This is a genomic window from Deltaproteobacteria bacterium (genome assembly GCA_022340465.1).
In the GTDB taxonomy this organism is placed as follows: Bacteria; Desulfobacterota; Desulfobacteria; order Desulfobacterales; family B30-G6; genus JAJDNW01.
The window spans coordinates 1-13,957 of sequence record JAJDNW010000084.1 but is presented as its reverse complement, the minus strand read 5'-3'; the positions used below and the strand labels follow the sequence as shown (position 1 = coordinate 13,957).

8 protein-coding genes and 1 pseudogene are annotated in these 13,957 nt (G+C 52.4%); all 9 read right to left on the bottom strand.

Annotation, left to right across the window (positions count from 1 at the left end; all coding sequences use genetic code 11):
* Window positions 1–836 (bottom strand): glycosyltransferase family 2 protein (locus tag LJE94_12510; GenBank protein ID MCG6910932.1); only part of this gene is annotated, 836 nt, incomplete at its 3' end.
* A gap of 32 nt (window positions 837–868) precedes the next feature.
* On the bottom strand, window positions 869–2,476 hold the full coding sequence (locus LJE94_12505; protein MCG6910931.1) for a phospholipid carrier-dependent glycosyltransferase: 1,608 nt from the start codon (window positions 2,474–2,476) through the stop codon (window positions 869–871).
* A 4-nt stretch (window positions 2,477–2,480) separates the two neighbouring features.
* A complete protein-coding gene (locus LJE94_12500; GenBank protein MCG6910930.1) occupies window positions 2,481–4,541 on the bottom strand; it encodes a tetratricopeptide repeat protein in 2,061 nt (686 codons plus the stop codon).
* A gap of 61 nt (window positions 4,542–4,602) precedes the next feature.
* Entirely contained in the window at window positions 4,603–5,397 is a 795-nt protein-coding gene (locus tag LJE94_12495; protein MCG6910929.1) for a glycosyltransferase family 2 protein, read from the bottom strand.
* Between the two features lie 22 nt (window positions 5,398–5,419).
* Complete coding sequence (locus LJE94_12490; GenBank protein ID MCG6910928.1) at window positions 5,420–7,156, bottom strand: tetratricopeptide repeat protein; 1,737 nt, start codon at window positions 7,154–7,156, stop codon at window positions 5,420–5,422.
* A gap of 204 nt (window positions 7,157–7,360) precedes the next feature.
* Window positions 7,361–8,530, bottom strand: a complete 1,170-nt coding sequence (locus LJE94_12485; protein MCG6910927.1) for a thioredoxin domain-containing protein — start codon at window positions 8,528–8,530, stop codon at window positions 7,361–7,363.
* Window positions 8,531–8,542: 12 nt separating this feature from the next.
* Window positions 8,543–10,609 carry a tetratricopeptide repeat protein gene (locus tag LJE94_12480; GenBank protein ID MCG6910926.1) on the bottom strand — a complete coding sequence of 689 codons (2,067 nt, stop codon included), beginning with the start codon at window positions 10,607–10,609 and terminating at the stop codon, window positions 8,543–8,545.
* A 574-nt stretch (window positions 10,610–11,183) separates the two neighbouring features.
* Window positions 11,184–11,309 (bottom strand): annotated as a pseudogene (locus LJE94_12475) (prepilin-type N-terminal cleavage/methylation domain-containing protein).
* Window positions 11,310–11,943: 634 nt separating this feature from the next.
* Window positions 11,944–13,341: a sigma-54 dependent transcriptional regulator gene (locus tag LJE94_12470; protein MCG6910925.1), complete on the bottom strand. Its 1,398-nt coding sequence runs from the start codon at window positions 13,339–13,341 to the stop codon at window positions 11,944–11,946.
* Window positions 13,342–13,957 lie beyond the last annotated feature (616 nt).

Sequence of the window (13,957 nt, the reverse complement as noted above, 5' to 3'; positions counted from 1 at the left end):
CCCATCACCACCCAGAAATACAGTGCTCTGGCAAACAACAAGACCGCCGCCGCCCCGAACACGCCGCCCAGAAAATAGAAAAATATCAACGGGTGAAAATCCCGGATGATATATTTTTCCTTCATCCGCCACAAAAACATTTTTACAAGTTGCCAACTAATTGTAAAAATAACTTTTTTTATTTTAATTCCCGATTTTTCCCCGATGTTGTAAACCGGGTCCACCGGTATGTCGACAACCCGCATTTCAGCCACATTCAACCTCACGAGCAAATCGTTCGGTTGCCCGTAGCGCTTGTACATAGCGTCCCAGTCGATCGCTTTCAGCGCTCTCAAGTTGATGGCCGTGTAACCCGACTGGGAGTCGGCAATGTGCCAGTATCCGGAAGCTATTTTGGTAAAAAGCGACAGGAACGCGTTCCCGAAATATCGAACACGGGGAATCTTTTGGTAGGCTTCGCCGGTAAACAGCCGATTCCCCTTCGAATAGTCCGCTTTTCCCGACACAACCGGTTCGAGGACCGCCGGCAGATCGTCGGGGTTCATCTGCCCGTCCCCCGCCATGACGACGGTTACCTCGAACCCCTTGTCCCGGGCGTATATGTATCCGCTGGCGATGGCCCCTCCCACTCCCTGGTTGACCTCGTGTTTGATCAGCGCTAATTTTTCCAACCGTTCCTGGTAACGCTCGACCTCCTGAACGGTGTCATCCCGGCTGAGGTCATCCACCACAACAATGTGATCGACAAAATCCGGCATGGTGTCGATCACGTTACCAATTTGAGTTCCCTCGTTGTAAGCGGGTACGACGACGCAGATAGATTTGTCTTTATACATGGTTCCTTTCCTGCCATTTCGTTAATGTCGATTTACAAGCGATAGAGATCGTGTCCATCCTTGCTAAACAACAGCCTGCCCTTTTCTTTAAAGAAATCTGCAACCAGCCCTATTTGCTCTTTACTCAAATTATTATGGCACCAATTGTTAAACATATCACGTCTTAATAGCACATGGGTAAAGCCAAGTCGCCTCAGATTCAGCCCTATTTCCCCTTGCGTTCCGGATTGCATGACCGCCGACTTCAACGGCTCGATATCGAAGTGCGTTTCGTTGTCGATGTAGTATCCACGACCGCCGATGAACAGGGATAGAATGTTGATATCTCCCTTCAAGTGATCATTCGAATATTTGATTGCGGCATATTCGGGTCTGAATCTCTCGATGTAAGTGTCTCGCGAGATTCTGCCGCTCACGTATGCAACGGGGGTGACGACTTTGAATTGATCGATTACATACCGTATATTGGTACTGAACATAAGCGATACAGACACGAGCACGATCACGCCGGCGATGCGCACGTTATTTCTCGAGAACCGTTCCCCCAACAGACCTGAAATGTTGTTCAGCCCAAACATGGAGAGAATTACCAGTATGGGTATCACCGGGGCGACATATCGAATGCGCATTGTGGTCTGAAAAAAGACCAGAAGGATAAACATTACCGCAAAAAGCGCCATGATCTTTTTTTCGGCCCGTTCTTTACCGGGCTTGAGGGTCAAAATCGAAAACAGGGGAAAAATGATCAGCGCCGGATTCAGTTTTCCATCGAAATACCTCGGTGAGTCGTCAACCCCTTGGAAAAAGATGCGCAGAGGCACAAGCACAATCTCCCACCACGATTCCCCATAAAGGACTTTGCGCAAAACCATCGGCGGAATCGAGGAGGCATGGCCCGGTGTGGCGCCGTTGAACCAGCTGTCGAAAAGGGGGAACAGGGGATTTCCGGTCCACACCGTGTTTTTTATACCCCAGGGCGCGAATAGAGCCGTGGCAACCGCCGAAAAAATCAGGAGGTGTTGGACAACCTTCAATTGGCCGTGTTTTCCCGCGGCGGCGCCCCTTGAGGAGCAATAGGCAACCAACAGGAAAAGCATCAGAAAAACGATCAGCCCGTTATACTTCGTGCTCAGGGCCAGGCCGCAACACAGGCCGCCTGCAATGAGATAGCGGTAACCGGTGCGCCCTTCGTTCCATTTTAAAATGCACAAGAGTCCTGCCGTCGAAAAAAAAACCAAACCAAGGTCCACGTAGGCCGTTATGGAAAGTTTGACGATTACAGGCGTGGAGAGAAAAAACAGGGCGCCCAGAACCGCATAGGATGAATTCAGTCGGCTTTTGAGGTAGTTCCATATCAGCCATGCCGTTGCCAGGGCAAAGGCGAAATGAATGTATTTTGGCACGATATCGTTGCCGAAATAAAGGGGAATCGCATACAACACGTCCAGTGCCATGGGATAATAGGAAAAGACCATATCCGGTATTTCATATATCCCGCCATGCCGTATCCACAGCTTCGGTACGGCAAGATGGTGGATCAACGCATCCCGGCTCACAGGCGGAACAGCGGCAAGGAGGACGATACAGCCGATCAACACGGCCATAATGGAGACAAGCACGCCAGTGAGTTTTTTTTGCATTTGCTCACATCCGAACGGCGGACGCCCCGTCGATTCTGTTCGCCTGTTCTTTCAAGTACGCAGCCAGACGGGGAAAAATGGTTCGGCCGCTGAGTGGCACCAGGCGACCATCGATGTAGCGGTATCCCTTTTCATATGCGTTGAAAAAACGTTCGATCTGATCGATCGTGAACACCGCGGTCAGTTGATGCAGGTAGCGATCGGTTTTAACCCTGTCCTGCATTTTTACGGCATTCTGCAGCAGCCCGAGGTAGATGACGATGTTTTTCGGATCCCTTTTCCCGGCGCGTTGCAGGTATTGATCGGCCCTCTCCTGCCTGCCGGTTGCGCTCAACACCATGGCGAGGTTCACCAGGGCGAGGTTGTCGCCCGGGTTGCGTTCGAGGGCGCTTTTCAAATATGCCTCGGCCTGGTTGAATCTTCCCTGCAAAAAAAGAATAAACCCCTTGGTGGACATGTACTTGACATTGCGGCTGTACTGACCGAGGAGAACATCGATTTGATTCAGCGCCGCTTTTTCACCGTTGCTGTTCAGAAGGCAAAGAACCAGATTATAGCGGATTCTGCGCATATAAGGGCCGGTGTCATAGTCGAGGGCGGCCGTCAGATAGGAGGCCGCCCTGACATACTCCCCCTTCTTCTTGTATATATTACCCATGTTGCTCAACGAGATGAATCGTGAAAGCTTCGGCGACGGATCCTCGAGGGTAAGGGCCTTTTCATAGAGCTCAAGCGCCGGATCCAGCCTGTTTTCATTCTCCAGGGCCAAGGCCAACCCCTGGTGGGGTCTGGCCAAAGCCGGCGCCTTCTGCATGGCGTCCTGCCAGATCGTTTTCTCCGTGGCCCAAGCCGCGTTGCGTACATAGGTGGCAAAGCCGATACCGAAAATCAGTGCGGCGACAAAAACGGCCAGCAAACCGTGGATCAACCGGTTCTGCCGTCGGTATCCGGCCATTAAAGCGACGAGCCCCGACGCAAGCGGCAGAAATAGAAAGAGTGTCGGCAGGTAATTCCGGTGTTCGAAAACCAGCTCCAGCGGAAAAACGGTCGACTCGACGCTGTGGCCGAGGAAATAAAACAGGATGCCGAACGATAACAGCCTGTATTTACTTAAAGTCGCAATCGCCCCGATAATCAGGCCGGCGATCAACACGATGGAAGCCAGGGTTGTCCAAGGCAACAGAAGGGATGTCGAGAGGCCGACATCATGGATGATGGAAAACTGTTGCGGTATGGGGTAAACGATCTGTTTGAGGTAAAGAACCAGTACGCGAAACTCGGTCAACACGCGCTCGCTCAGATTAAAGGGGCGGATATCGTAGCCGCGTACGATTCTTGAAAGCGGTTCGTCCGACCAGAGGTAAAGCCCGAGGAGAACAAACAAGACCAAAACGACAGCCAGGGAAGAAGCAATCCATCTTCCTTTTGCCTTCCGAAGAAAGCGCAGGTCTGAATAAAAAACGAGCTCGACCAGCAGCAGCGCGGCCGGCAGCGTGACGGTGTTCTGTTTGGTGCCCAGAGCCAGAACAAAACCCAGCAGGCACAGAAGGTAGCTGGACACCCTTTTTCCCGGCGATGATGCGCTGCGCCCCCTCACATAAAAATAGATGCTCACGACGTAAAAAAAGGTCGCCAAACTGGCCATGCGCTGAACAATGTAGGTAACGGCCTGGGTCTGAATGGGATGCAACGCCCAGAACGCGGTTGCCAGAAAGGCGATGGTGCGCTCGCTTCCCTGGAAGTTCCCCCGTACATTGCGTGCGCCCAGCATCCCGAGAATAGTAAAATAAAGCATCACAGCCGTTGCGCAGTGAATGCCGATGTTGACCAGGTGATACCCCAAAACGCCGTCGCGTCCCAAATACCAGTTGATGGCGAACGTCAGCATGGCGACGGGTCGATAGAGCTTCGGCTTTTCATTGCCCGGATAAGCAAATGGGGAGTGAATACTCGATGACAACGCCTTCAAGGAGAGCGTGGAAACGTGTACGTTTTCATTGTCCAGAATGTTGGGAAGGTCGTCGAAGTGCCATGCGGCATCGAGCGTATTCGAATAGGCAGCCACAATGAGCACCAAAAGCACCGCAACGGAAAAGATGTTACCGGAATTATTTAAAGACAGGCGGCTATTCATCAATCGCCCCGATTCCATTTGCATGGCGGCTACCGGCGTCCCGCTCCGGAAACAAGGGCGATGACGCCAGACCGCTTTTCGAAAGTCGAAAAACGACCGCGGTGTGGAGGCATCCGAATCCATAGCGCACACTGCGCGCGAAATTGATGGAAGATGCCGCCGTGAAATATTTCGTGGGGCAGCTCACCTCGGCCACCGTATAACCGAACCAGATGACCTGGGCCAGCATCTGGTTGTCGAAGACGAAATCGTCGGAGTTTTTATCCAGGGGAAGATCTTCCAGCAACTTCCTGGAAAATGCGCGATATCCGGTGTGGTATTCGGACAGTTTAGCCCCTGTCAGCATATTTTCCGCCAGCGTGAGAAAGCGGTTGGCAATGTATTTCCAAAAGGGCATCCCGCCTTTCAACGCATAGCCGCCTAAAATCCTCGACCCCAGGACACAGTGGTACAAGCCGCTTTCGATCATGGACGCCATGGCCGGTATCAGCTTGGGCGTGTATTGATAGTCCGGGTGAACCATGATAATGATGTCGCCTCCTGCATCCAACGCCAGCCGGTAACAAGACTTCTGATTGCCGCCGTAGCCCCTGTTTTTTTGATGCCGGTGTACCGATGCATTGGGCAGGCCTTCCGCAATACGCACGGTATCGTCACGGCTGCCGTCGTCCACGATAACGACGCGGTCGACGATTTCCTGTTCCATCACCTCGGTGTACGTTTTTACCAGCGTCTGCCCGGCATTGTAGGCCGGCATGACCACAATGACCTTTTTATCTTTGTACATACCCTTTCCTGTTGTACCTGTCCTACTGCTCTTTCAGCAGGGCCTGAATTTTTTTCAGGTTGTTTCTGGCGCCGGCATGGCCCGGATCAAGGTTGAGGGCCTTTTGAAAACACAAGGCGGCCTGCGCGTACTTACCGGTTTTCACCATGGCAGCCCCCAATCCATTGTAGGCGTCGGCGGATTCGGGGTCCAGCTTCAACGCATCGGCGTACTGTTTGAGGGCGTCACCGGCGTATCCCTGTCTCAGCCGGCTGTTTCCCAGATTCAGATGGGCCTGGACGTAACCGGGGTCGATGCGCAGGGCTTCCCGGTACCTTGCGTCAGCCGCGGCATGCCGCCCCTCTTCTGCCAGCAGAACGCCCAGATTGAGATGCGCCTCGGCAAATTTGGGATTGATTGCGATCGCCTTTAAATAGTGGGCCCTTGCCTCGTCAGTGCGACCCGCCTGCTTCAGTTCGAAACCGAGGTTGTTGTGCATGATGTAATTGTCTTCGGTAACCTCGACAGCGTGCCGGAACAGTGTAATGCTGTTCGACCAGTAGCCGATCTGGTGCCAGGCGGCCACGCTCAGCGCCACGACGGCTGCAAGGGCAGCCGGGAAAAGCAGGTGATCTCGCCATCGGTGCGCCGGGAACAGGTCGGGAACGCCCCAGGCAGCCATCACCAGCAACCCCACCATGGGAATGTAGGTGTAGCGATCGGCCATGGATTGAACCCCCACCTGCACCAATCCGATGACGGGTACGAGGGTGCCCAGAAACCACAGCCATCCCACAAGCATCCACGGGCGTTTTCGCCTGGATTGAACTGCCGCCGTCGTCATGGCAGCGAGCATCAGGGCGGCACCGCCGATTTTCCACAAGGGGGGCATGCCCGGATGGGGGTAAAGCACGGCCAGGTTGACCGGCCACAAAAATTTGAGGATGTAGGCCACATAAACCACCAATGCATTTGCCAGTCTGGTGACCAATGGGTATGTCTGCAGAAAACCGACATTCCCTCCAATGCTTTGGGCGTAAACAGTCACCAGGCAAACGGCCAGCACCAGGACAAAAAGCCCCGTTTTTTCCCGCACGAGCGTGAACAGCGGCCTTCCGGCGGGTATCCGCGAATCTGCGCCGGTGCCCCCGCCTTCAAGGCGTTTCAAAGGCCAGTAATCCAGCAGCAAAAGGACAAAGGGCAGTGTCACCAGCATGGGTTTGGCCATCAGGCCCATGCCGAGGCATAGATGCACAAGGAGATACGCGGAACCACCACGGCGCTCCGTGTACCACACATAGCTCCACAGGGTTGCCATCCAGAAAAATCCGCTCAGCACATCCTTGCGTTCGGCGATCCAGGCCACGGATTCCACATGCAGCGGGTGAACGGCAAACAAGGCAGCGACGAAAAAGCTTTTCCATCGGGCGCCTGTCATGCGAAGCCACAGAAAGTACAGCAGCACGGCGTTGATGATGTGCAAAAGCAGGTTGACCAGGTGATGGGCGCCCGGCTGCATGCCGAACAGCTGCACATCCAGTTGATGGGACAGCCAGGTCAAAGGGTGCCAGTTGCCCGCTGTGCTCGTGGAAAATGCCCATTGGAAGCCCCCCGGGGTGAGCCCGTTTTTTACGTGCATGTTGTCGGTCACATATATGTCGTCGTCATAACCGATAAATCCATGACTCCGCACCTGGGAATAGACCGCCGTCGTCAGCAGAACGATGACAATGACAACCAGAAGGTTGGTGCTTCGATTTTGTGTGGCTTCCGATCTCATGGCGATACTTTCACTTCGGGGCTCAGCAGGTCATCCCGCTACTCGCTTCGTCATGGATAAATCCAGGCGCTTCCGGGAGGACGCGTACGTTTGCATCCATCCCCGCCTGAAAACCATCTTTGAATGGTTACATATCAACATCTCAGCTATGACCCCCTCCCTCGGACCCTATTAAAATGAACAAACGGCAAAAATGTACCTTTACTATTGTATAGCCGTTTCGAGAATCCCGGGCGGCACGTTGCCCACATACACCTCACCGTCAATCAGATAGGCCGGCGTGCCCGTCACCCCCAGCTTCATACCTTCACGGATATCGAGTATGAGTTGGTACTGCAGCCGCCTGTCATTCACGGCGTTGGCAAAGTCATGCAGGGCGAAACCGCCGGCTGCGGCCATGGGCCTGAGGTTGAAATGCCCCGTCTTCGTATCCATGTTGAATAACATGTCGTTTATCTTCCAGAATGCGTCTTCACGGGCGGCATAAAGGGCGAAAAGGGCCATTTTGCCGGAGCCCCCATGATAAGCAGGGTCCTTTACCAGCGGATTGTAGACGTGATCCATGGGAAAGTGCCGGTGAACCAAACGAATTTTACCGGGGTGGGCGGCTATAAATTCTCGTAAATAGAAATGCATTTTCCGGCACTGGAAACACTGGTAATCGGTGAATTCGACGATCGTCAACTGCGGATCCACAGCCCCTATCCAGGGATGGCCATCGGCGGTCGTCCCGGTGGGCAACTTCTGGTCGAGTACAGGGGCCGACATCTTCCAATAGGCAGGAAAGAACGCCACGAGCATGATGGAAAATATGACGGTTATCACTACAAAAACGATACGTTTTTGCCATGTACGCGTATAAAATTTCAGATCCGATTTCAGCCCCACCCACATGGTCGTGCGCCCGAAACGGCGATAGGTCATCCAGGTAAAATAGAGCAGGGCAAAATTGCCGGCATAACTGGCGATGCACATAATGCAATAGCTGTGAATATACACGGTGGAAATAAAGGCCAGGATGACGCTGTAGATCGAAAAGCCGCCGGAAACGACAAACAGGGTCGGCCAAATCCGGCTTTTTTCGGTGGTGGACGGTCTTGCCGCAAGAAGCAGCACGGTAAAAAATAGATAGGCAAAAACACCCCACACGGGGACAGGCACACCGAGTAAAATGGAAAACGGACTCTGGGAGACCGTGTCACAGTTGATCGACCGGGAAACCGCACAAAAGCTCCGGTACCCCATGTCGGTGTATACCCGGTAGTGTGAGACAGCCAGATAGACGGCGTTTGCCAAAGAAGCCAGTGCCAGGATTGCAACCGTCCAGAAATATAGAGGATATGGCAGGGGTTGGATTTTTTTGTGTGCGTTCATCGATCTGCCGCCTTATTGAATATCCTGATGATGCTCGCGCGTGTCGAAATCGTCCGCCGTTTGTAACAGTTTTCGCCTCAAGGCAGGGATGATCAATTCTGTCGTCATGGGGGCCGTACGGAAATTTTCAGAAAACCTGTCAAGCCCGGCTAAAACCGTCTGCAGGCTGAATGTTGAAAACAATCGATCCAGGTATGCGGTCGTATCCGCAGGTCTTTTTGCCCGAACGCTGTTTTCGATCAAAGCGAAATGCAGTCTGATATCGTTCGATGACGTTTTAAAGGCTTCCTTGAACATAACCTCGGCCTTTTGATGCATCCCGCTGAGGCTGTAGGCAACGCCGAGATTTAACCTTACGGCATCCGGGTTTTCCGGCCCCATATCGATGGCTTTCTTAAAAAAGGGCAGCGAGGCCTCGGGATGCTTCTGCCACAAGAGAATGAATCCCTTTCTGTTGAAATATTCCGGTTTGAAGAACCCTTTGGGATTGTTGAGCAGGATATCGGCCTGGCGGGATGCCTCATCCCACTGCCCGAGCATGATCAGTGTGTCGATCAAATTGTAACGTGCCTTTAAAAAAAGCGGGTTCATTTGTAATGCCCGATTGAAATAGGGCACCGCTTCCCGGAATTCCCCTTTTTCAAAATAAATGCCGCCGATATTGGCAACGATCTCCTGCTTTAAAAAATCACGGGCCGTGTTCAAAGCCAGAGCCTTTTTAAACAGAGCCAGGGCCGCGTCGTATTTCAAGGGTGTCGGATGCTCATCCCACCCCATCTGAATGGCCAGATTGCACACCGGCCGTGCATCCATGGGCGCCTTTTGCATGGCATCCCGCCACAGCGATGCTTCCGTGCGCCAAACCTGGTTGCGCAAATAGGTAAAGCAGCCCATACCGACAATAACCACCCCCACCATTCCAACCAGTAAAAAGGAAACCAGCCGATTCTTTTGATGATACCTGTTTAACAGTACCTGAACACCGGCGGCAATGGGTAAAAAAAGAAAGAAGGAAGGAATGTAGTTGCGGTGCTCGAAAATCAATTCCAGCGCGATGAAGGATGACTCCACCACATGGTTCAAAAAAAAGAACAGCAGGGCAAAGGCCAGCAGGGGCCTTCTTCGCATCGAGACAATCGCCAGTGCCATCGACGCGGCCAGGGCCGCGATGGCGGCAAGCGTGGTCCAGGGGGACAGGATTGACGTGGAGAGAACGACATCGTGGGTCAGTGACAGCCGGCTGGGCAAAGGGTACAGGATTTGCGAAAGGTAGAACCACAGTATCCGCGGCTCGGTTAAAAGCCGTTCTGCAAGCGAAAAGGGCCTGGTTTCATAGCCGGCAGTAAAAAATTGAATCCTGGACTGCATGGCCAGCAAGACAACCGGAATCAACAGAATTATGAGACTTGCCAGCAGCAAAGGAATTTTTTTTTTAAAATTTTCTAATGCGTTGTCTTGTCGAAAAAAAACAATTTCCACCAGCAGCAGGCTGAAAGGAAGCATCGCGGCATTTTCCTTGGCCATCATCGCCAGAATAAAACTGAAAAGACAGCCGGCAAAAAACATCCCGCGCCGTCTCCTGTCCAGGCTCAACCGCGCTTTCAGATAGCAATAGATGCTGAGAATGACCATCATGCCGGCCAACGACGCCATGCGCTGCACGATATAGGTTACCGCCTGGGTTTGGATCGGGTTGAGAGCCCACAAAAGCGAACTCATCAGGGCAATGCGGCCAACTTCCTTAGGGGTGTAATTGTTTTTTAATCTCGGTGTGTTAAGAATCAGGGTAGTGGCGAGGAATAAAAGAAAGGCGGTCAGGACATGGATGGAGATGTTGACCACGTGATATCCGAAAGGGTTGTCTTGACCGACATACCAGTTGAGCGCAAATGACAGATTTGCCAGCGGCCGGTACCATTTGTCTCTTCCCGGCATGGCAAAAAAGGTTTTCCAGAGCGTATCGGGGGACAGGTCCTCGATGTGCAGGCGTTCATTGTTGAGGATGTTGGGTTTGTCGTCGAACTGCCACGAGGCCTTGAAGGTGTTGCTGTATGCCGACACGATCAACAGTGCCAGCAATAAAAAAACAGTCCCGGCCTTCGTCGATGAGGATGTTGCGTCTACAGTCACGGATTGGTTATTAATAAATTTAACATTATTCCAAATTGAACACTCCCCGCAGCAAGCTTAAGAGGAATCTTCACCGTAAGGAATGCTACCAATTATGATTCGATCGCTTACCCTGCCGCAAGCTGCAGGGTAAGCGATCGCTATCTCGGTCCAAAAAAGAAAAGGGGGATTGTTCCCCCTTTTCGTTTTTTCTTTTAACACCTGTGGGTGTTTAGTATGCCGTTATGAGTTTGGTGTAAACACCAGGAGTCGTATTGCTCCAGTAGCCCTGCGGCTGTGAGGCGGAGTTGATCGGTGCCTGATATGACGTCGGGCATCTGCTGGATCCGTCGGTAACCGTGATGGTGATATTGACACTGGGATCGTTGCCTGTGATCGTTGTCGTATTCGATCCTGTCAGCTGGATGTCATTTCCACCGTTTAAATCACCCCTGGCGGGTGTGCTTGTATGCGTCGATATGGAAAAATAATCCGCGATGGCGGCTGCGACTGAATTCGCATCGGTTTCCGCGGCGGCACAGAACGATTTGTTACGATAAGCGATGAAGTTGGGGATGGCGATGGCCGCCAGAATACCGATGATGGCGATGACGATCATCAGTTCGATCAGTGTGAAACCCTCGGTGTTCCCTCTCAATTTTTGAAGCATTTTAAACCTCCTTCTTTGGTTTTTGTTTCAACCGCTAACGCTATTGGTATTATGATTACCGGCTTTTTTGTCCCTGCACAGATGGTAGCGTGCAGTCGATACGTCAATAAGGTAATAATAAATTGAAACCAGGGTTATCTCCTGGTTGAAATATGTTTCCGCCACCACCTCCTTTGGAAAGAATCGTTAGTTTGCCCGATAACATTGCAACTTCCATACCACATAACTACTATTTCAGTCAAGCGATTATACCCATCTGATATTAAATTATTTTTTTTATACAGCTCCCATTTTAGGCGGGGAAATCACGGATGGAAATGAGAATTTTCAGGGAGCGGCAAACAATTTACGGCAAGGGGTGACAAAAATTGTCACCCCACATACGGTTTGGCAACATACCACGCCGGTATCTTAACGGCTATACCCTATTGACAGCGATTGGCAACCCTTCCGATCACATTTGCCAAACCGTATTGAAAGGGCGTTATAAAAATCATAAGGATACAAACACCTAAGATGCGCGTTTCAAATGTTAATAACGAGTAGAATACATTTATTTTCAGAGGATTATATTCCTTTTTATTCTTAAAATTTGAAACGCTCAACTTAGGAAACAGATTAACAGCAAAGCGTATCATTCCGTCATGGTGAGTTTGTCCAGGCGGTAGCGTAGGGACCGGAAGGTAATGCCCAGAAGATCGGCCGCTTTATTCTTGTTGCCGTTGGTCAACTCCAGGGCCTTTTCCAGGTAAGCACGCTCGATTTCCGCCAGAATGCTGTCCAGGGCGACGCCATGGGCCACCTCGTCCAGGTCGAAACGTTTGCCTTTCACGCCTTCGATCCACCGCCTTTTGTTGACGGACAGGGCCAGGCTGTCGGGCAGCAGGATATTGGTATTGGTAAGGGCCACGCTGCGCTCCAGCAGGTTTTCCAACTCGCGGATATTGCCCGGGAAATCATATTTCTTGAGCAGCTCGACGGCGTAGGAGGAAATCTTGGTCACCTGCTTGCCCATCTCTTCGGAATACTTGTCCAGAAAATGCTGGGCCAGCAGCTTGATGTCCTGCTTGCGCTCGCGCAGCGGCGGGACCTTGATTTCGATGACGTTGAGGCGGTAGAACAGATCCTCCCGAAAACGCCCCTCGATCACTTCCTGGGTGAGATTCCGGTTGGTGGCGGTAATGATGCGGATGTCCACGGAGATGTCCCTGGTGCCGCCGACGGACTTGAAGGCTTTTTCCTGGACGGCGCGCAGCAGTTTGACCTGCATCTGCTGGCTGATCTCCCCGATTTCGTCGAGAAACACCGTGCCCTGGTGGGCGGTTTCGAAAAGGCCCTTTTTGTCCTGGTTGGCCCCGGTAAAGGATCCCTTCCTGTGCCCGAAAAATTCGCTCTCCATGAGCGTTTCGGGAATGCCGCCGCAGTTGATGGTCATAAAAGGCTTGTCCCGGCGGTCGCTCTGCGCGTGGATGGCCCGGGCAATCAGTTCCTTGCCCGTACCGCTCTCCCCGGTGATGAGGACGTTGGTCCTGGTCTTGGCCACCTGGCGGATCATGTCGTAGATGTACATCATCCGGGGGCTGTTGCCTACGATTTTGCCGAAATGCCGTGTGTTCGGCGACACCTCACCGTCTTGACTTCTCTTTTCCTGTTGGGATGTCTTGAAATCCAGTGCGTTTTGGATGGTTTGAATCATTTCCACATTGTCAAAAGGCTTGGGAACATAATCATAGGCGCCCGCATTCATGGCTTCGACGGCATTCTCCGCCGAAGAAAATGCGGAGATCATGATCACCACCGCATGGGGGTTCTGTTCCTTGGCGGTTTTCAACACCTGAATGCCGTCGATGTCCCCCAGGCGGATATCGCAGAGAAGCAGGTCGACTTTCTCCTGTTTGAGAAAAGCGACGGCCTTGGTGCCGTTTTCGACGCAGGAAACCCGGTATCCCTCTTTTTCCAGCATGATTTCAAATAGCTCGCGCATGCTGAGTTCGTCGTCGACAACGAGAATATGGCTTTTTGTGTCTGTCATGGCGGTGGTCTCTGGATGAAGGTGTGTAAAACAATGCGTCGGTGTGTTCCCGGCGTTTGTTCTATATCATAAATTGTCCGAAAGGTAAAAGGTGAAACAAAAGTTGCCCGGCGATTATACCGGCAGGCCCGGAGGCTGGGAGGCGGGGAGGCTGGGAGGCCCGGAGGCTGGGAGGCTGGGAGGCCCGGAGGCTTGGATGCTGGGATGCCTGGAGGCTGGGAGGCTGGGAGGCCCGGAGGCTGAGATCCTTATAGGCAACCATTCAAAGTTAACAATTCCCTTCTGTTGATAGCGACGACTTGTCACGGCGTAGCTTGCAGAGCGAAGAAGGAAGAGCGAAGACTGAAGTCGCATTCACTAATAAAATTGGTACAATTTATTAGAATGGCTGCATTCTAGCCTCCAAGCTTCCCAGCCTCCAAGCATCATAGCTTCACAGCCTTCAAGCTTCCCAGCTTCCAAACATCATAGCTTCCCAGCCTCGTAAACCACCCTGCCCCCCACAATGGTCATCACCGCCCTGCCCCTGGCTTCCCGGTTCTGAAAGGGCGTGTTGCGGCTCTTGGATCGGAATTTTTCCGCCCTGATGACGTGCTGCAGGTCCGGGTCGATCACG

What these genes read in the sequence shown, in the direction of transcription:
- LJE94_12495 (MCG6910929.1), bottom strand. Translation starts at nt 5,397, where the DNA reads ATGTACAAAGATAAAAAGGTCATTGTGGTCATGCCGGCCTACAATGCC.
- LJE94_12490 (MCG6910928.1), bottom strand. Translation starts at nt 7,156, where the DNA reads ATGAGATCGGAAGCCACACAAAATCGAAGCACCAACCTTCTGGTTGTC.
- LJE94_12505 (MCG6910931.1), bottom strand. Translation starts at nt 2,476, where the DNA reads ATGCAAAAAAAACTCACTGGCGTGCTTGTCTCCATTATGGCCGTGTTG.
- LJE94_12470 (MCG6910925.1), bottom strand. Translation starts at nt 13,341, where the DNA reads ATGACAGACACAAAAAGCCATATTCTCGTTGTCGACGACGAACTCAGC.
- LJE94_12485 (MCG6910927.1), bottom strand. Translation starts at nt 8,530, where the DNA reads ATGAACGCACACAAAAAAATCCAACCCCTGCCATATCCTCTATATTTC.